An 18,128-nucleotide genomic window follows, 5' to 3' on the forward strand; every position below is an offset into this window, starting at 1 on the left:
GTCGGGACGGCGGACAACTCAGTGATGGGACTTGTCGAAGTCAGGCTCCTATCAGGTCACTCCGCCCGACCGGCCGCGTGTGTTCGTCGACGCGGTCGGTCGACACATCACGTGAAGGACAGTCCTTGCGGGCGTCAGAGTGGCAACGAGTCAGACCGGCCGCGTCAACGAACCCAACTGGGAAAGCGTGCGCCTACACACTTTCCCACTCACCTGCGGGTCACCGGGGTATGGGCGGCAGCTGGATCGGCGGCAGGCCGGGCAGCTGGATGGGCGGAACGGGGATTCCCTGAGCCGGGGCCTGCGGGGGAGCGGCCTTCACCGATCCGTCGCTGACGTAGATCGTGATCGTCGACCCCGGAATCGCCGAACCGGACGGCGCCGAGCTCGTGACCGTCCCCTTGGCGACCTGTGACGCGGTGGTGATCGCGTTCACGGTGAATCCGGCTCCCTGCAGGCGGGACGTCGCGGCCGACTGGCTCAGGCCGGTGACGTCCGGAACCTGACCGTTCTGCGAACCCCGCGCGTACTTCTGATCGATCGGCGGCAGCGTCGTCGGCCCGAAGTTGTTGGCGACGGGATTCATCGCAGCGAACCACGTCTGGGCGGGCTCGTTACCGCCGTAGAGATTTCCGTCGCCACAGGGCCGTAGCGGGCCCGAGCAGATCTCGCCCGGTGTCGGCGAGTCGCCGAACACGTAGACGGCGGCGGCGAAGTTGTTGGTGAACCCGAGGAAGCCCGACGACATGTGGGACTCGGTGGTTCCGGTCTTACCCGCCATCGGGAGGGTCCAGCCGGCGCTGCCCGCGGCCCCGGCCGACGTGCCGCCTGCCTTGTCGTCCTTGCTCATGGCATTGGCGAGGGTGTCCGCGAGGCCGGGCTCGACCACCTGCTCGCAGGCCTGCTGCGTGACCGAGACGGGCTTGCCTTCACGGTCGAAGACCGAATCGATGGGGGTGGGCGGGCACCACTTGCCGTGCGACGCGAGCGTTGCCGCGACATTCGACAGTTCCAGCGGATTGACCCAGGTGGGTCCGAGGGTGAACGAACCCAGATTCTGATCCTTCTGGAAATCCGCCATGCTGCGGTCGTCGAATCCGGAGGTGCCGGGGTCGGCGTACGACCGCAGCCCCAGCCGCACCGCCATGTCGACGGTGGGGGCGACGCCGGTGGCCTGGATGAGCTTGACGAACGCCGTGTTGGGCGACTGTGCGAGCGCGTCCGTCACCGACAGCGACGCCGGGTACTTGCCTGCGTTCTCGACGCAGTACGTGGCCGCCGGGCATCCGCGGGCACCACCGCTACCCATGCCGCGGGCCTCGAACCGTCCGGGGACGTCCAGGACGGCGTTGGTGCCGAGGCCCTTCTCCATGGCGGCGGCGGTCGTGAAGATCTTGAAGATCGACCCGGCGCCGTGACCGGCCAGCGAGTACGGCTGGGCCTGCACGGTTTCGTTGGCGTTCGCGTCGAGACCGTAGGTGCGGCTACTGCCCATCGCGAGGATGCGGTGTGAATCCTGGCCGGGCTGGACCACGTTCATGACGTTGGCGATGCCGTCGAGTCCGGGGCTGGCCTTCGCGGTGAGCGCAGCCTTGGTGGACGCCTGCACCGCGGGGTCGAGCGTCGTCTTGATCAGGTAGCCGCCCTTGTCGATCTGCTCCCGGCTGATGCCGGCGTTCGCCAGGTACTGCAGGGCGTAGTCGCAGAAGAAGCCGCGGTCGCCGGCGGCGATGCACCCGCGGGGCAGCCGGTTGGGTTCGGGCAGCACGCCGAGGGGCGTCTCCTTGAGCTCCCGCAGTTCGGCGGCGCGCTCGGGGATGCTCGAGATCATCGTGTCGAGAACCACGTTGCGGCGTTCGAGGACGCCCTCGGGGTTCGTGTACGGGTTCAGCGCCGAACTGGACTGCACCATGCCCGCGAGCATCGCGGACTGCTGGGTGTTCAGTTCGGACGCGTCGATGCCGAAGTACGTCTGGGCGGCGTCCTGGATGCCGAACGAGGCGTTGCCGAACGGCACCAGGTTGAGGTAGCGGGTGAGGATCTCGTCCTTGGTGAGTTCCTTGTCGAGCGTCAGCGCCATCCGGATCTCGCGGATCTTGCGGGCGGGCGTCGTCTCGATCGCGGCCCGGCGTTCGGCGTCGGTTTTGGCGACGACGAGCAGTTGGTAGTTCTTCACGTACTGCTGGTCGAGTGTCGACGCGCCCTGCTGCACCTCGCCGCTGGTGGTGTTGGTCAGGAAGGCGCGCATCGTGCCCTGCCAGTCGACGCCCTTGTGCTCCGGGAACCGGCGGTCCTCGACGGAGACGATGGCGAGCTTCATCTCGTTGGAGATCTTGTCGCTGGGCACTTCGAAGCGGCGCTGGTCGTACAGCCACGCGATGGGATTGCCCGCGGAGTCGACCATCGTCGAGACTGCGGGAACCGTTCCTTCGACCAGTTCGGCGGAGACGTTGTCGACGGTGTCAGCCGCCCTGTTGGAGGCGTAACCGAAGCCTCCGGCGAGCGGAAACATCACGCCGGCGAGGAGCACTCCTGCCAAGGCGGAGGATCCTGCGAGCTTCCCCACTGTTTTTGCAATCGACACGATCTACAGACTACGTGGGGTCTGAGGGTGCGCTGGTTGGGCGCAGAATTCGGCCAGGAAAATGCCCTGAGCACGGGGTATGGACGGGCGTACCAAAAAAGCGTGTTCACCGTCTTGCGCGTGGCGGTTTCTTTACCTAAATTGTTGGAACAGTGTGATGGAGATAACACCCCATCGCTTATGTGGTGCAGCCTCGGCGTGCTACGCGCTGGGTTTGCGCAGACTCGAAGAGGGGAAACGAATGCACATGACCACCCCAACCAGCCGTCTGGACGTCGAGCAAGCAGAAGCGCGAATCGCCTGGGTCACCCAGGCCCGTTGCCGGGAAGTCGATCCCGATCAACTCTTTGTACGCGGCGCAGCACAGCGCAAGGCCGCAACCATTTGCCGGCATTGCCCGGTATTGATGCAGTGCGGAGCCGATGCACTCGACAACCGTGTCGAGTTCGGCGTGTGGGGTGGCATGACGGAACGTCAACGCCGGGCGTTGCTCAAGCAGCACCCCGAGGTGGACTCATGGTCCGATTTCTTCGAAGCTCAGCGGCAGCACCAGTCCGCTGTCTGAGATTCGGGATCGGATTCGCAGTCAGGCAGGACACAGGCGGGTGACCGGTTCTCCGGTAGCGAGCTGATCAGCTCGTCCGGGTGAGCTGGTCGCCTACCGCTCTCAAGGCCTCGAGGTCCGACACCTCGAACGGCAGCGAGGGCACGCCGACGATCGGCACCCGAGGGTGGGCCGCCGTGAACCGGCTCAGTAGTTGGACCTCACGCTTGGCGATCACCGCCCGATGGGCGTGGATTCGCAGCACAGCGGCGGTGAGGGGGTCTTGGTCCCCGAGTTGGTCGGCGGCAGTGACCGCGTGATCGGCCGACAGGGAACTGAGAGTGGGGTGCGTCCGATTCAGGACGAGGCCCGCGAGCGGCATCTCGTCGCCTGCGAGCCGGTCGACGAAGAAAGCCGCCTCACGCAGCGCATCCGGTTCCGCTGCGGCGATCACCAGAAATTTCGTTCCCGGCTGCCGGAGCAATTCGTAAGTGCGCGTTGCCCTTTCCCGGAAGCCGCCGAACATCGAGTCCAGTGACTGGACGAAACTCGAGGCGTCCGACAGCATCTGACTGCCGACGATGGTGGACACACCGCGCAGCGCCAGGCCCATCGCGCCGGTGACGAGCCGGGTGAGGCCGCGGCCGGGCGCGGTGAGCAACCGGATCATGCGGCCGTCGAGAAACGCGCCCAGACGCTGGGGTGCGTCGAGGAAGTCCAGGGCGTTGCGCGACGGTGGCGTGTCGACGACCACCAGATCCCACTCGTCGCTGGAGGCGAGTTGCCCCAGCTTCTCCATCGCCATGTATTCCTGCGTTCCCGAGAACGAGCTGGCGACGGTCTGATAGAAGGGGTTCGCGAGAATCTGCTCCGCCTTCTCCGGCGTGGAGTGCTCGATCACCATCTCGTCGAACGTGCGGCGCATGTTGAGCATCATGGCGTGCAGTTCGCCCGTCGCGTCCGGTCCGAGCTGCACGGGCTGCGGCGTGTTGTCGAGTTCCGCGACGCCGAGAGCCTGCGCGAGCCGGCGTGCCGGGTCGATGGTCAGCACGACCACCTTGCGTCCCTGCTCCGCCGCGCGCAGTGCCAGCGACGCCGCCGTGGTGGTCTTGCCGACGCCGCCGGCTCCGCAGCAGACGACAATCCGCGTTGCCCTGTTCTCCAGAATCCCCGCGACATCGAGTGCGGAGGCGGTGCGGCGACGCTCGTGTTCAGTTGTCTGGGTCATCGGACACCCTGTTCCGTCAGATATTCCGCGAGCTCGTACAGCCCGCCCAGGTCCACACCGTCGGCGAGGGACGGCAGATGCAGCCGCGCCCCATCCACTTCGCTGAGCTGTCCGGCGCTCTCCTCCTGCGCTTCGAGGACGGACGCATGTTCGATCGTCTCGGTGAGCAACCCGGCGAAATTCTCTTCGTCGAGGGTGATCCCGGTCTTCTGCAGTCCGGCCCGGACGGCCTCGGCGTCGATGCGGCCCTTCGCGACATCAGCGAGGGTCTCGGCGGGCAGGAACTGCGGGCTGGTGCGGTTGACGACGACGGTGCCCAGCCGCAGGTCGGCGCGGGCCAGTTCCTCTGCGGCGTCGGTGGTCTCCTGCACCGGCAGCGCCTCGAGCAGCGTCACGAGGTGGACGACGGTCTCGTCGGAATGCAGCAGGCGCACCACGCCCTCGCTCTGCGAGCGCACCGGCCCGCCTTTCGCGAGGTCGGCCATCGCCTTCGTCACGTCGAGGAAGTTGCCGATCCGCCCGGTCGGCGGGGCGTCCACGACGACGGCGTCGTACACCCGTTTGCCCGACTTGTCGGAGCGCACCACACATTCCTTGATCTTGCCGGTCAGCAGCACGTCCCGGAGACCCGGTGCGATGGTGGTGGCGAACTCGATGGCGCCGAACTTGCGCATCGCGCGGCCCGCGAACCCGAGGTTGTAGAACATCTCGAGGTATTCGAGGAACGCGGTCTCGATGTCGATGGCCAGCGCCATGACCTCTCCGCCACCCTCGGCGGCCGCGACCTTCGTCTCCTGCGGCGGCAGCGGGGGCACGTCGAAGAGCTGAGCGATCCCCTGCCTGCCCTCGACTTCCACCAGTAGCACGCGGCGCCCACCCTCGGCCAGGGCGAGCGCCAACGCGGCGGCCACCGTGGACTTTCCGGTGCCGCCCTTTCCGGAGACGAAGTGCAGCCGGGCCCGCGCGGCCTTCTCGGGCCACGTCGGGGTGAGCTGGTCTGGGGATGCAACCACGGGGTCGAGCCTATAAGTCTGGGAGCCGGGATGTGCGGGGGATAGGCTCACCGGCATGAGTGAATTGACTTCCTGGGAGTACGCCACCGTTCCGCTGCTCACACATGCGACCAAGCAGATCCTCGATCAGTGGGGCACCGACGGCTGGGAACTGGTGACGGTTCTGCCCGGACCCACGGGTGAGCAGCACGTCGCGTACCTGAAGCGTCCGAAGGGCTGAGGGCCGTGGTGCAGACACAGAATTGGTCCGCCCGCCTGAGCGAACTCGGAATCACGCTGCCGTCCGTCGTTCCGCCGGTGGCCGCCTACGTGCCCGCCGTGCGCACCGGCAATTACGTCTACACGTCCGGGCAGCTGCCGATCGTCGAGGGCAAGCTGACGATCGCGGGCAAGCTCGGCGCCGGTGTGTCGGACGAGGACGCCAAGGCCGCGGCCCGGGCGTGTGCACTCAACGCGCTGGCGGCGGTCGACGCCCTCGTCGGCATCGACTCGGTGGTGCGGATCGTCAAGGTCGTCGGGTTCGTCGCCTCCGCCGAGGGATTCACCGGACAGCCCGGCGTCGTGAACGGTGCCTCCGAATTCCTCGGCGAGGTGTTCGGCGAAGCCGGGGCCCACGCACGCTCGGCCGTCGGTGTCGCGGAACTGCCGCTCGGCGCCCCCGTCGAGGTGGAGCTCATCGCCGAAGTCCAGCCGGAGTCGTAGAGCCATGACGCTTGCCCATCCGGCCTACGCCCAGGTGCGGGAGGTCACCCCGATCGTCTCGGTCGTGCTCGAAAACAATCCCGGCATGATGACGCTCGACGGAACCAACACGTGGATTCTGCGGGCGCCGGGCCGGGACGAGTGCGTGGTGGTCGACCCGGGCGACGCCGACGAGGAGCACCTCGCCCGCGTCGCGGCACTCGGACCGGTCGCATTGACGCTGATCACGCACCGTCACTTCGACCACACCGGGGGAGTGCAGCGGTTCTTCGAACTCACCGGCGCGCCCGTGCGCTCGGTGGACCCCGAGTTCCTCCGCGGCGGCGGCGAACCCCTCGTGGACGGCGAGACCATCGACGTCGCCGGGCTCACCGTCACGGTGATCGCCACGCCCGGGCACACGAAGGACTCGGTGTCCTTCACCGTGGAAGGTGAGGGCACCGTCCTCACCGGCGATACGATCCTCGGCCGCGGCACGACGGTGCTCGACGACTCGGACGGCGACCTCGCCGACTACCTGTCGTCGCTGCGCCGGCTGCTGGACCTCGGCACCGGACACCGGGTGATGCCCGGCCACGGACCCGAACTGCCCGAACTGAACGTCGTGGCGCAGCAGTACCTCGATCATCGCGAGGAGCGACTCGACCAGGTGCGGGCCGCGCTCGGTGCGCTCGGGGGTACCCCCACGGTCCGCGAGGTGGTCGAGCACGTCTACTCCGACGTCGACCCGAAGTTGTGGCCGGTGGCGGAGAAGTCCGTCAACGTGCAGCTCGCGTACCTGCGCAGCCTCGACTGACCGCATAACGACTTCGGCCACCCCCTCGCTGTGAGGGGGTGGCCGAAGTCGTTATGCGAGGGGACTACCGCGCGCGACGTGCCAGGCGCTCGGAGTCGGAGATCAGCACACTCTTGCCTTCGAGGCGCAGCCATCCGCGGTGCGCGAAGTCGGCGAGCGCCTTGTTGACGGTCTCGCGGGAAGCGCCGACGAGCTGGGCGATCTCTTCCTGCGTGAGGTCGTGGGTGACGCGCAGCGAGCCCGCCTCCTGGGTGCCGAACCGCTGTGCGAGCTGCAGCAGCGCCTTGGCGACACGACCGGGGACGTCCGTGAAGATGAGGTCGGCCAGGTTGTTGTTGGTACGACGCAGACGGCGCGCGAGGACCCGCAGCAGCTGTTCGGCGATCTCGGGGCGGTGGTCGATCCACGCCTTGAGCGCTTCGCGGTCCATGCTGACCGCGCGGACCTCGGTGACTGTGGTCGCGGTGGACGTACGCGGACCCGGGTCGAAGATGGACAGCTCACCGAACATGTCGGACGGGCCCATGATCGTCAGCAGGTTCTCACGGCCGTCCGGCGAGCGGCGGCCGATCTTCACCTTGCCGGAAACGATGATGTACAGGCGGTCACCGGGCTCACCTTCGTTGAAGATGACATGTCCGCGGGGGAAGTCGACAGGCTGCAGCTGCTTGGTCAGCGCCGCTACCGCTGAGGGCTCGACTCCTTGGAAGATGCCGGCTCTTGCCAGGACGTCGTCCACGTGCGCTCCTTGGGAATATTGTTCGTCTGTATGCATATTGTGCGCGATTTGCTGCATGTCGACGATGCCCCGGTGATCCGCGGCGTGTCGCTGTGCAACAGGTACGGCTCTGAAGTCTACGTTGAGACGGCTCGGTCTGAGTGACCGATACCACGGAAGTCGCAAAAGTTAACCGGATGATGCGTCCGGTGGTGCGTCTCTGCGGGGGTTTCCAGGGGTCAGCTGGCGCGCCGCGAGCCCACTCCGGTGATGTCGGCGTCGTCGGATTCGAAGCCCGACCGACCCTTGCGACGTCGATGGAAGCGTGCCAATGCGTGGGGGAAACCTTCGTGGGCCAGGGTGGCCACTTCGTCGTGACTTGCCTGGTCGAGGAACTCTTCCACCTCTTGCTGACGAACCGTGAGCCGGCGGAGTCTGAACTCCACCCGCTCCATTGCCAGCGCAAACAGCATCAGCAGCACTGGGAAGAGGACCACAGCGAGACCTTGCATACCGGGAAGTAAACACTGCAAATGTCTCAGAAGCGACACAGCAGCAATTCGGATCGGTCGGGTATCCGTAGAGTTGATCCCGTGCATGCGACCCCCAGCGATGGCTCCGAAGTGCGTGGACGCACCCGTTCGCGGGCCGCGAAGCAGGAAGAAACCCGACTCGGACTCGTCCGGCGCGCCCGGCGGATGAACCGCAGGCTCGCCGAGGCCTTCCCTCACGTCTATTGCGAACTCGACTTCACCACACCCCTGGACCTCGCCGTCGCGACGATCCTGTCCGCGCAGTGCACTGACGTGCGGGTGAACATGGTGACGCCGGCGCTGTTCGCCCGCTACCCCGATGCGAAGGCATACGCGGAGGCCGAACGGACCGAACTCGAGGAGTACATCCGGTCCACGGGTTTCTACCGCAACAAGACGAACTCGCTGATCGGGCTCGGGCAGGCTCTGCTCGAACGCTTCGACGGCGAGGTCCCCGGCAATCTGAAGGACCTCGTGACGCTGCCCGGGATCGGCCGGAAGACGGCCAACGTGATCCTCGGCAACGCGTTCGATGTGCCGGGAATCACCGTCGACACCCACTTCGGCCGGCTCGTGCGGCGGTGGAAGTGGACCGAGGAGGAAGACCCGGTCAAGGTCGAGCACGCGATCGGCGCCCTGATCGAGCGCAAGGAGTGGACGCTGCTCTCGCACCGGGTGATCTTCCACGGCAGGCGCGTCTGCCACGCCCGCAAGCCCGCCTGCGGGGTGTGTGTGCTCGCCAAGGACTGTCCGTCGTACGGGCTCGGCCCGATCGACCCGGATGTCGCCGCCGAACTGGTTCGTGGACCGGAGACGGAGAATCTGCTGCGTCTGGCCGGCAGGTGAGGGTAGATACGAGTGTCTAGTGCAGCGCGGTGGAGTCTGGCCGCCCTCGTGGTCGTGGTGGCTCTCGTCGTCGCGATCTGGCCGCGGGGCGACGACGCGGAGACGCCGTCGTACGAGGACCGGTTCGGTGCGGGCGGCAGCACCCCGACGTCGGTGAGCGCCGATCCCGACGCGCTCGCGGCACTGAGGACGCAGGCGGGCCTGGCTCCGTGCCCCGCCCCGGCGGCCGCGTCCGGGCCTTCGGCGGATCCGGTGCTGTCCGGCATCACACTGGAATGCGTGGGCGACGGCAGTCAGGTGGATCTGGCGGCCGCGCTCGGTGGTAAACCGGCGCTGCTGAACCTGTGGGCGTACTGGTGTGGCCCCTGCGCCGAGGAGCTGCCCTATATGCAGCAGTTTTCGGATCGTGCGGGCGACGCGGTTACCGTGCTTACGGTGCACACCGATCCCAACGAGTCCAGCGCGCTGTCGCGGCTCATCGATTACTCCGTCACCCTGCCCGGTGTGCAAGACGGCGACGGTCGCGTCCGCGTCGCGGTCGGGGCCCCTCCCGTCCTCCCGGTCTCGGTGCTGATCCGGCCCGACGGCACGGTGGCGAAGGTGCTGCCGCAGCCGTTCCGCAGTGTCGACGAGATCGCGGACGCCGTCGAACAGAACCTGGGGGTGGCGGCATGACGTCTTTCGTGGACGGCGTCGCCGTTCCGCCCTGGCTGCGCCGGGTCGTGCACCGCACGCCGGCCGACCCGCACAGGATCAACCCCGTTCTCGATCGGCGGGCACCCCGTGGCGCGATCACCCGTGAGGCCGCGGTGCTCGTGTTGTTCGGCGGTCCCGTCGAGGCGGACCCGCTGATGTCGGGCGGCCTGCCCGCCGACGCCGACATTTTGCTCACCCAGCGTGCGTCCACGATGCGTCAGCACAGTGGCCAGGTGGCATTCCCCGGGGGCGCCAGCGATCCCGGAGACGAGGGACCCATCGCCACCGCGCTGCGGGAGGCCCAGGAGGAGACGGGACTCGACCCGTCCGGTGTCCGCCCGCTCGCCGTGCTCGAGGAGATCTTCATCCCGCCGTCCGGCTTCGACGTCACTCCCGTCCTCGCGTACTGGGAGAAGCCCAGCGCGGTCGGCGTGGTCGATCCCGCGGAGGCCGAACGTGTCGCCCGGGTTCCCGTGCACACCCTGATCGATCCGCGGAACCGGTTCCAGGTGCGCCACCCGGCCGGATACCAGGGGCCCGCGTTCGCCGTCGACGGCATGCTCGTGTGGGGTTTCACCGCCGGCATCCTGGCCGCGCTGTTCGCCGTCTCCGGCTGGGAACAGGAGTGGGACCGCCGCGACATCCGCGACCTCGACACCGTCCTCGCCGAACTCGACAACGACCTCGACGACGACCACCTGACCCACGGTCACGGCCGGCCGGCGGCCGAGCGATGACGGGCTCGCACTGGATCGACCTGGCGATCGTGCTGATCGCCTTCGTCGCCGCGACGTCGGGCTGGCGTCAGGGCGCCGTGGCGTCGGTACTCGCCTTCATCGGCGTGGTGCTGGGCGCGGTCGCGGGCATCCTGATCGCCCCCCACGTGCTGGTGCACGTGGACGAGGGCCGCGGTCGCGTGCTGGTCGGCATCGCCCTCATCGTGGTGCTGGTCATCGTCGGCGAAGTCGCGGGCATGGTCCTCGGCCGAGCCGCGCGGGGAAGCATGCACAGTCCGGTCGCGCGGTCCGTCGACAGCGTGATCGGCGCCTGCGTACAGGCGGTCGCGGTGTTCGTCGCGGCGTGGCTGCTGGCGATCCCGCTCACGTCCTCGTCCCAGCCTCAGCTGGCGGCGGCGGTGCGCGGGTCGACCGTCCTCGAGACGGTCGACAACATCGCGCCCGCCTGGATGCGGCAACTGCCCACCGAGTTCACCGCGCTGCTCGACACGTCCGGGCTTCCCGACGTCATCGGGCCGTTCGGGCGCACCCCCATCACGACCGTCGACCCGCCGGACGCCAGCGTCCTGGAGAGCCCCGTCGCGTCCTCGCTGCAGTCGAGCGTGCTGAGGATCCGGGGTGTTGCCCCGAGTTGCCAGCGCGCGCTGGAGGGATCCGGGTTCGTCGTGGCACCCGACCGGGTGATGACCAACGCGCACGTGGTCGCGGGAACGGCCGGGATCGTCGTCGACACCGCGAACGGGCCGATGGACGCCGAGGTCGTGCTGTTCGACCCGTCCGCCGACGTCGCGGTCCTCGAGGTGCCCGGACTGGACGCTCCCGTCCTGAACTTCGCGCCCGAACCGGCGCAGACCGGCGACAACGCGCTGGTGCTCGGCTACCCGGGCGGCGGCCCGTACACGGCCAGCGCCGCGCGGGTCCGGGAGATCCTGGACCTCAGCGGTCCCGACATCTACCGGGCGGGCACCGTCCAGCGTGAGGTGTACACGGTCCGCGGTTCCATCCGGCAGGGCAACTCCGGCGGACCGCTCGTCGACAGCGACGGCCGGGTGCTCGGGGTGGTCTTCGGCGCCGCCGTCGACAACAGCGACACCGGGTTCGTGCTCACCGCCGCCGAGGTGTCGCGTCAGTTGCAGGCGGCGTCCGGGGCGTCGGTCGCCGTGGACACCGGGGCGTGCATCCTCTGACGGTCAGGCCGTGCGGGGCGCGACGAGGTCGAGCAGTGCGGCGTTGACGCGTTCCGGGGCTTCCCAGTGCGCGTAGTGGCCGACCCCGGGCACGGTCTGCATCTGCTGGGTGGGTGCGAAGCGGTGGCTGCGGCGCACGGTGTCCGCGAGCACGTACGGGTCGAGGTCGCCGTGCAGGTGCAGGACGGGGATCCGCAGCGTCTGATCCATCGACGCCATGAACCGGCTGCCGTCCGGCCGGAACTGACTGCGGAACGCCCACCGCTGGTACTCCAGGGTGCAGTGCGCGGTGCCGGGAATCTGGATCGCCGACCGCATCCGTGACACGACGACGTCGAATTCCGGATTCTCGGTCCAGCCGGGGCCGGAGCGTTCGCGGATCAACCGCTCGACCTCCGACCCGTTGTCCCGGGTGAGGCGACGTTCGGGACGCCACGGCACCTGGCAGGAGACGAACGAGGGCAGCAAAGCTTTGCGCTGGTAGCGGTCGTGGAGGACGGCCTGCTTGAGCGCGAGTGGATGCGGCGAGCTGACCAGTGCAATCGACCGGACGAGACGAGCATGGAGGACCGCCGTGGCCCAGCAGACCAGGCCGCCGTCGGCGTGCCCGACCAGTGTTGCCTCGCCATAGCCCATCGCCCGGATCAGGCCGGCGATGTCGCCGGCCAGCGTCCACCCGTCGTAGCCGCGCGGCGGTTTGTCGGAATCGCCGTAGCCGCGGAGGTCGACGGCGACGGCCCGGTACCCCTGCTCGGACAGCGCGGTCAGCTGGTGGCGCCACGACCACCAGAAGTCCGCGAACCCGTGCAGCAGGATGACGAGCGGCGCATCCGGTGCGGATGCGCCGACCTCGACGGTGTGGAATCGGATTCCGTTGGCATGGATGTCGCGATGAATCCAGGGGCCGTCGAAACGGACGGTGGACGGATCGGGTGGTGCCACAGGAGCGAGTTACCGCGCGTGACGTCCGGTGGGCGATGCGAGATGGGCCTCCGCATCCGAGTACGACGTGGGCAGCACCGTCTTGGCCTGCCTCAGGGAGTCGATGGTCTTCTCGGGTGCGCGGAGTTTGCGTACCCGCAGATAACCGAGCAGCGCGAGGATCGCCGTCACCACGAGCATGATCAGGAAGACGATCAGGAACGCCAGCCAGCGGGCGATCCACACGTCGAGGAGTTCGGCGAGGAAGAAGAAGAAGAAGAACGAGCTGAACAGCAGCACGGTGAACGCGAGGATGAAGAACAGGCTGCCCTGCAGGCCCTTCTTGACCTCACCGGTGACCTCGGCCTTCGCGAGCTCGACCTCGGCGCGGACGAGGGTGGACACCTGCGCGGTCGCATGCTTGACCAGCGTGCCGAGGCTCGCCTCGCCGGGTGTCTGAGCGTCCACGTCCGTGAGCGGGATCGACGACACCGTGTTCGGCACCCCGTCTCCCGTATAACGCGGGCTGTCTCCCTTGCCGTGAGTGATGCTCACTTGTCGACCCCTCCAGGTAGCTCTTGCACGTCCGAGTCATCCTGCCGGGCCGCATGGGCCCGACCGCGTCGCCACAGTAACGCTGATCCGATCAGCGACGCTGTCAACGATGTCACGAGCACCGCGACCTTAGCTATTTCGGCCGCGCTGCCGTCACCGATTCCCGCAAGCGCGAGATCCGCTACGAGAAGGCTAACGGTGAACCCGATCGCACCGAGCACTGAGAGGGCAAACATGTCCCGGAACCCCAGTGCACGCGGTTTCTTCGCGATACCCAGGCGGATCGCGAGCCAGGAGACGCCGAAGATGCCGACGGTCTTGCCGACGAGGAGCCCGGCGATCACGGCCTGCGAGATGGGGTCGGTGAACAGCTGCCCCAGGAGCTCGCTGCTGAGGGCGACCCCGGACGCAAACAGGGCGAACACCGGGACACAGAAGCCCGCCGACAACGGCTGGATGCGGTGCTCGAGGCGGGACGCGGGGGATTCGCGTTCGCCGGGGTCGCGCCGCACCCGGGTGAGGAGGCCGAGAGCGACGCCGGCCAGCGTGGCGTGGATTCCGGCTTGGTGCATGCAGTACCAGGCGAACAGTGCGAGCGGAACGTAGAGCAGTGGAGTGGTGATGCGCCGGTGCTGGGCGACGGCGTAGACGACCAGGCACACGGCGGCGCCCAGCAGCCACAGCACGGCGATCGAACTGGTGAACAAGACGGCGATGAGCACGATCGCGAGAAGGTCGTCGACGACGGCCAGGCTGAGCAGGAACACGCGGGCGCTCGCGGGGATGCGGGACCCGGTCAGCGCCAGCACACCCAGTGCGAACGCGATGTCGGTGGCGACGGGGATGGCCCAGCCGCGGTCCATGCCGGGTGTTCCGGCGCCGATCGTCGCGGCGATGATCGCGGGCACCACCACCCCGCCGCAGGCCGCGATGATCGGGAGCAGCGCACGTTTGCGGTCGGCGAGTTCGCCCACCACCAGTTCTCGTTTCAGTTCCAGGCCGGCGACGAAGAAGAAGACCGCCAGCAGCCCGTCCTGCGCCCACGTCCCGACCGTCAGGTTCAGGTGGAGCGCCTCCGGGCCGATCGTCCAGTCGCGCAACGCGAAGTAGGAATCCGAGACGGGGGAGTTCGCCCACAGGAGGGCGACCGCGGCGGCGGCGAGCAGGATCGAACCGCCGACCGTCTCGGTGCGGAGGTAGCGGGAGAGTTCGGAGCGGAGGGGCTGGGTCACCGGGGTCGCTCGCTTTCGATGTGGTCGGGGTACGGCAAATGCTCTGCCGACCAGACTTCCCGGCGCACCGAGGAGAGCTTATCCAATTTGCCAAGCGAAAGACACGAGGTGTTCAATTCCTAAGGAATGGACTGTCGTCCCAATAGTTGAAATAGCATCGTGCAGGAGTAAGTCGAGTGAGCAGTGCCGTCGATACGTCGCGTACGGGTCGATGCCGTCGAGCAGGCGCCAGAACCGGACGGCGGGGCCACCGTCGCCGGCGTACCCAGAAGCCGGATCGTCGTTGCGAGCATGGTGGGAACGTCCATCGAGTTCTACGACTTCTACATCTATGCGACCGCGGCCGTATCCGTGTTCCCGCATCTGTTCTTCCCCAAGGGAAACGGCACCACCGCCCTGCTGGCGTCCCTCGCCACGTTCGGTCTCGCCTTCGTCGCCCGGCCGCTCGGTTCGATCCTGTTCGGCCACTTCGGCGACCGCATCGGACGCAAGACGACGCTCGTCGGCTCACTCCTCACCATGGGCATCGCGACGTTCGTGATCGGTCTGCTGCCGACCTACCATCAGATCGGCATCGTCGCGCCCGCGCTGCTGGCGTTGATGCGCTTCTGCCAGGGTCTGGGACTGGGCGGTGAGTGGAGTGGCGCGGCACTGCTCGCGACCGAGACCGCCCAGAAGGGCAAGCGCGCGTGGGCGGCCATGTGGCCGCAGCTGGGCGCGCCGATCGGCTTCTTCCTCGCCAACGGTCTGTTCCTGATCATCACGCTGTTCCTGGACCACGACAACAGCAGCCCCGACCTGGACGGCGCGTTCCTCACCTGGGGCTGGCGGATCCCGTTCCTGCTCAGCGCGATCATGGTGATGATCGGTCTGTACGTGCGGCTCAAGCTGGAGGAGACGCCCGTGTTCGCCCGCGCCGTCGCGCGCGGCGAGAAGGTGAAGACCCCGATCGCCGAGGTGTTCAAGACCAGCTGGCGTCGGTTGATCATCGGCACGTTCGTCATGCTCGCCACCTACACGCTCTTCTACATCATGACCACCTGGGTGCTGAGTTACGGCACCGGCAAGACCCCCGCGCAGGGCGGCACGGGAGCCGGGTTCCATTACACCGACTTCCTGGTGCTGCAACTGGTCGCGGTCCTGTTCTTCGCGGCCGCCGTCCCCGTGTCGGGGTGGCTGGCCGACCGCTTCGGGCGCCGCATCACGCTGCTCACGATCACCGGGTTCATCATGCTGTTCGGCCTCACGTTCGGTGTCATGCTGAACCAGGACGGCATGGGCAACGCCCGCATGCTCGTGTTCCTGGCAATCGGAATGTTGTTGATGGGAATGACCTTCGGGCCGATGAGCGCCGTTCTGCCGGAGCTGTTCCCGACCAACGTGCGCTACACGGGTTCGGGGATCGCCTACAACACCGCCAGCATCCTGGGCGCCGCCGTCGCACCGTTCATCGCCACCTGGCTCGCCACGTCGTACGGCGTCGGTTGGGTGGGCATCTACCTGCTGATCGCCGCCGCGCTCACGTTCATCGCGCTGCTGGTGATGAAGGAGACGAAGAACGAGTCCCTCGACGACGTAGGGGTGTAGTCCCCGTGCGCCTTTCTGGTAGCAGGAGCAACCAGAAAGGCGCACAGGCGCGGAGCGCCTATAGTTCTTGCATGGCGAAAGCCGTGCTGCTGTCCAGGACGGCCCGGATCCGGCTGCCGAAGCAGGATCTGTGGTCGTTCCTCGCCGATACCGATCGGCTCAATCGCAACATCGATCTGTCGCCGGTGCGCTTCGCTCCGATGCTGGACCGCCGGCGCAAGGGGCACTATTCCGCGGAGACGCGTTCGTACGGGCGGCGGGTGCGGTACGAGGAGTTCCCGTTCGAGTGGGTCGAGGGCCGCTTCTATCAGGTCCTTCGACGTTTCTCCCGCGGTCCGCTCGTGGAGGTGTCCACGGGTGTCCGGCTCCACCCGGCCGCTGACGCCACCGAGGTCGAGGTGTTCGCCCGGATCGTCCCGCGCACCCGGTTCGGGACGATCGCCGCGCGAACGCTGCTGGCGCGCACGGGAATAAGGAAGACGGTGGCGCTCGCGCACGCGCTGGAACGACACGTCCGCGACCCGCGCGCGCATGCCGTCCCCGCCCTGCCGCCGCCGGAGCAACTCGACGCAGGCAGGCTGGAACTCCGCACGGCGCAGCTGTCGCGATCGCACGACGCCCCGAACCTGATCGGGCGCTTGGAGTCCCACTTGCGGACCGCGTCCGACCTGGAGGTGACGGGCATGCGCCCGTTCGAGCTTGCGGACCGCTGGGGTGCCGACAGGATACAGCTGCTGTACGTCTTCCTCCACGCCGCGGACTGTGGTCTGCTGGACCTGAGCTGGAGCGTGCTGTGCCCGGTCTGCCGGACCGCGCGCGAGGACGCCGCCCACATTCGACAGTTGCCGAGCCGCGTCCACTGCGACACGTGCGACATCGCGTTCGACACGGACCTCGCGCGGTCGGTGGAGATCCGCTTCGACGTCAACCCGGCCGTCCGCCGGGCGGAGCGGGCCCGGTACTGCATCGGTGGTCCGGCGAATTCACCGTCGGCGGTGGCTCAGTTGCGGCTCGAGCCGGGGGAGCGGCGCTGCGAGCGACTCGAACTCGACCCCGGGTGGCTGCGCATCCGGTGCTACCAGGTGGGCGCCCCGGTGGCCTGGGAGGTCGGTCCGGCCGGCGGCACGCTTCGGGTCGACTGCGGGCCCGGTGAACTCCGAGTGCGTGATGCGCCCGGCACCGACGGTGCCTGCCTGCTGGAGGTCGCGAACCGGCTTCCCGGTGAGGCGCTTGTGGTGGTCGAGCGGGAGCGGTGGAAGGACGCTGCGGCGACCGGCGCGCTCGTGACGTCGCTCGACGGTTTCCAGGACCTGTTCCCGGATCAGGGGGTGGCGCCGGGCGACGAGATCGGGATCGCGAACCTGGCGGTGCTGTTCACGGATCTGAGCGGTTCGACCGCCCTGTACGAGCGCATCGGCGACGTCCGGGCGTTTGCGTTCGTGCAGAGCCATTTCCGCTACCTGCGTGACGCGGTGGTCCGCGAGAACGGCAGCGTCGTGAAGCAGATGGGTGACGCGGTCATGGCGACGTTCGCCGACGCGCGGGAGGGCTGGTCTGCGGCGGCGTCGATGCAGGCGGGCTGGGACGACTTCCGCCGCCGGCACCTCGGCGACGACGACTCGGTGTCGTTGAAAGTCGGGTTGCACCAGGGGCCCGCCGTGATGATCGACAACGCCGGCCGCACCGACTACTTCGGTGCGACGGTCAACCTGGCGGCCCGGGTGCAGGGCTGTGCCGCGGGCGGCGACATCGTCCTGTCCCGGGCCGTTCACGACGACCCGGAGGTGGCGCCGCTGCTCGCGACGTCCGGCTACCGGTGCGACGTCTTCACCACCGGGCTGAAGGGAATCGGCGAGGAGCAGACGCTGTGGAGGCTTCGCCGCCCGTGAGTGGTTGAGGAGTGCAGAGACTCGTCAACCACTCACGGGGCGCGGAGCGCCCTACTTGCCGCGGATGGCGTCGAAGACCTTGGGGTCGACGAGGGTGGAGGTGTCGCCGAGGTCGCGGCCTTCGGCGATGTCCTTGAGCAGGCGTCGCATGATCTTGCCCGACCTCGTCTTGGGGAGTTCGGGGACGATCGTGATCTGGCGGGGCTTGGCGATCGGGCTGATCTCCCGGGACACCTCGGCCTTGAGTTCGGCGATGAGGGTGTCGCCGGTGTTCTCCACACCTTCGCGGAGGATGACGAACGCGACGATGCCCTGGCCGGTGGTCTCGTCGGCGGCGCCGACGACGGCGGCCTCGGCGAC

The 18,128-nt window shown here is 67.9% G+C and carries 19 protein-coding genes; 10 read left to right on the forward strand and 9 right to left on the reverse strand.

The features are described 5' to 3' along the window. Nucleotides 1-220: 220 nt before the first annotated feature. Nucleotides 221-2,566 carry a penicillin-binding protein gene (locus tag AC1DWT_RS42030; protein ID WP_072938074.1) on the reverse strand — a complete coding sequence of 782 codons (2,346 nt, stop codon included), beginning with the start codon at nt 2,564-2,566 and terminating at the stop codon, nt 221-223. Between the two features lie 259 nt (nt 2,567-2,825). On the opposite strand from AC1DWT_RS42030, the gene AC1DWT_RS42035 reads away from it, so the two are divergent. Next, nucleotides 2,826-3,149 carry a WhiB family transcriptional regulator gene (locus tag AC1DWT_RS42035; protein ID WP_072938072.1) on the forward strand — a complete coding sequence of 108 codons (324 nt, stop codon included), beginning with the start codon at nt 2,826-2,828 and terminating at the stop codon, nt 3,147-3,149. Between the two features lie 67 nt (nt 3,150-3,216). Here the strand turns inward: AC1DWT_RS42035 and bagB are convergent, their stop codons facing one another. Beyond that, nucleotides 3,217-4,356 (reverse strand): ATPase BagB, encoded by a 1,140-nt coding sequence (bagB, locus tag AC1DWT_RS42040; RefSeq protein WP_072938071.1) that lies wholly within the window; start codon nt 4,354-4,356, stop codon nt 3,217-3,219. Beyond that, the gene (gene bagA, locus AC1DWT_RS42045; RefSeq protein ID WP_477925233.1) at nt 4,353-5,369 is read right to left on the reverse strand and encodes an ATPase BagA; all 1,017 of its coding nucleotides are present in this window, start codon (nt 5,367-5,369) and stop codon (nt 4,353-4,355) included. Before bagA ends, bagB begins: the two co-directional genes overlap by 4 nt. Nucleotides 5,370-5,424: 55 nt before the next feature. Here bagA and AC1DWT_RS42050 point away from each other — a divergent pair, with 55 nt between their 5' ends. Genes AC1DWT_RS42050 through AC1DWT_RS42060 form a run of 3 tightly spaced genes read left to right on the forward strand, consistent with a single transcriptional unit; the run spans nt 5,425 to nt 6,867 of the window. Next, nucleotides 5,425-5,589 carry a DUF4177 domain-containing protein gene (locus AC1DWT_RS42050; RefSeq protein WP_005248493.1) on the forward strand — a complete coding sequence of 55 codons (165 nt, stop codon included), beginning with the start codon at nt 5,425-5,427 and terminating at the stop codon, nt 5,587-5,589. A 5-nt stretch (nt 5,590-5,594) separates the two neighbouring features. Beyond that, nucleotides 5,595-6,071 carry a RidA family protein gene (locus AC1DWT_RS42055; protein ID WP_477925235.1) on the forward strand — a complete coding sequence of 159 codons (477 nt, stop codon included), beginning with the start codon at nt 5,595-5,597 and terminating at the stop codon, nt 6,069-6,071. Nucleotides 6,072-6,075: 4 nt separating this feature from the next. Further along, nucleotides 6,076-6,867, forward strand: a complete 792-nt coding sequence (locus AC1DWT_RS42060) for an MBL fold metallo-hydrolase (protein WP_072938065.1) — start codon at nt 6,076-6,078, stop codon at nt 6,865-6,867. 64 nt (nt 6,868-6,931) lie between these two features. Here AC1DWT_RS42060 and AC1DWT_RS42065 read toward each other — a convergent pair whose 3' ends face one another. Both AC1DWT_RS42065 and AC1DWT_RS42070 read right to left on the reverse strand, forming a co-directional pair. Then, complete coding sequence (locus tag AC1DWT_RS42065; RefSeq protein ID WP_005256089.1) at nt 6,932-7,606, reverse strand: Crp/Fnr family transcriptional regulator; 675 nt, start codon at nt 7,604-7,606, stop codon at nt 6,932-6,934. Nucleotides 7,607-7,824: 218 nt separating this feature from the next. Further along, nucleotides 7,825-8,097, reverse strand: a complete 273-nt coding sequence (locus AC1DWT_RS42070) for a hypothetical protein (RefSeq protein ID WP_072938063.1) — start codon at nt 8,095-8,097, stop codon at nt 7,825-7,827. A 21-nt stretch (nt 8,098-8,118) separates the two neighbouring features. On the opposite strand from AC1DWT_RS42070, the gene nth reads away from it, so the two are divergent. Genes nth through marP form a run of 4 tightly spaced genes read left to right on the forward strand, consistent with a single transcriptional unit; the run spans nt 8,119 to nt 11,584 of the window. Beyond that, nucleotides 8,119-8,964, forward strand: coding sequence for an endonuclease III (nth, locus tag AC1DWT_RS42075; protein WP_477925238.1), 846 nt, complete (start codon nt 8,119-8,121; stop codon nt 8,962-8,964). 12 nt (nt 8,965-8,976) lie between these two features. After that, nucleotides 8,977-9,639: a TlpA family protein disulfide reductase gene (locus AC1DWT_RS42080; protein WP_095862957.1), complete on the forward strand. Its 663-nt coding sequence runs from the start codon at nt 8,977-8,979 to the stop codon at nt 9,637-9,639. Next, complete coding sequence (locus AC1DWT_RS42085) at nt 9,636-10,397, forward strand: NUDIX hydrolase (RefSeq protein ID WP_206014494.1); 762 nt, start codon at nt 9,636-9,638, stop codon at nt 10,395-10,397. The genes AC1DWT_RS42080 and AC1DWT_RS42085 overlap by 4 nt, the downstream gene beginning before the upstream one ends. Then, a complete protein-coding gene (gene marP, locus AC1DWT_RS42090; RefSeq protein ID WP_072938056.1) occupies nt 10,394-11,584 on the forward strand; it encodes an acid resistance serine protease MarP in 1,191 nt (396 codons plus the stop codon). The genes AC1DWT_RS42085 and marP overlap by 4 nt, the downstream gene beginning before the upstream one ends. Before the next feature lie 3 nt (nt 11,585-11,587). Here marP and AC1DWT_RS42095 read toward each other — a convergent pair whose 3' ends face one another. From AC1DWT_RS42095 to nhaA, 3 genes are read right to left on the reverse strand one after another with little or no spacing between them, the layout of a single operon-like run. After that, entirely contained in the window at nt 11,588-12,526 is a 939-nt protein-coding gene (locus AC1DWT_RS42095; RefSeq protein WP_072938054.1) for an alpha/beta fold hydrolase, read from the reverse strand. Nucleotides 12,527-12,535: 9 nt separating this feature from the next. Beyond that, the gene (locus AC1DWT_RS42100) at nt 12,536-13,060 is read right to left on the reverse strand and encodes a phage holin family protein (protein WP_072938053.1); all 525 of its coding nucleotides are present in this window, start codon (nt 13,058-13,060) and stop codon (nt 12,536-12,538) included. Continuing rightward, entirely contained in the window at nt 13,057-14,292 is a 1,236-nt protein-coding gene (nhaA, locus tag AC1DWT_RS42105) for a Na+/H+ antiporter NhaA (RefSeq protein WP_477925243.1), read from the reverse strand. The genes AC1DWT_RS42100 and nhaA overlap by 4 nt, the downstream gene beginning before the upstream one ends. A gap of 192 nt (nt 14,293-14,484) precedes the next feature. Here nhaA and AC1DWT_RS42110 point away from each other — a divergent pair, with 192 nt between their 5' ends. Next, the gene (locus tag AC1DWT_RS42110; RefSeq protein WP_477925248.1) at nt 14,485-15,879 is read left to right on the forward strand and encodes an MFS transporter; all 1,395 of its coding nucleotides are present in this window, start codon (nt 14,485-14,487) and stop codon (nt 15,877-15,879) included. Nucleotides 15,880-15,950: 71 nt separating this feature from the next. After that, nucleotides 15,951-17,768: an adenylate/guanylate cyclase domain-containing protein gene (locus AC1DWT_RS42115; protein ID WP_072938048.1), complete on the forward strand. Its 1,818-nt coding sequence runs from the start codon at nt 15,951-15,953 to the stop codon at nt 17,766-17,768. A 51-nt stretch (nt 17,769-17,819) separates the two neighbouring features. Here the strand turns inward: AC1DWT_RS42115 and AC1DWT_RS42120 are convergent. Next, a partial coding sequence (locus tag AC1DWT_RS42120; protein ID WP_477925245.1) for an AMP-binding enzyme occupies nt 17,820-18,128 on the reverse strand: 309 nt, incomplete at its 5' end.

Source organism: Rhodococcus sp. P4_B6, from assembly GCF_056402215.1.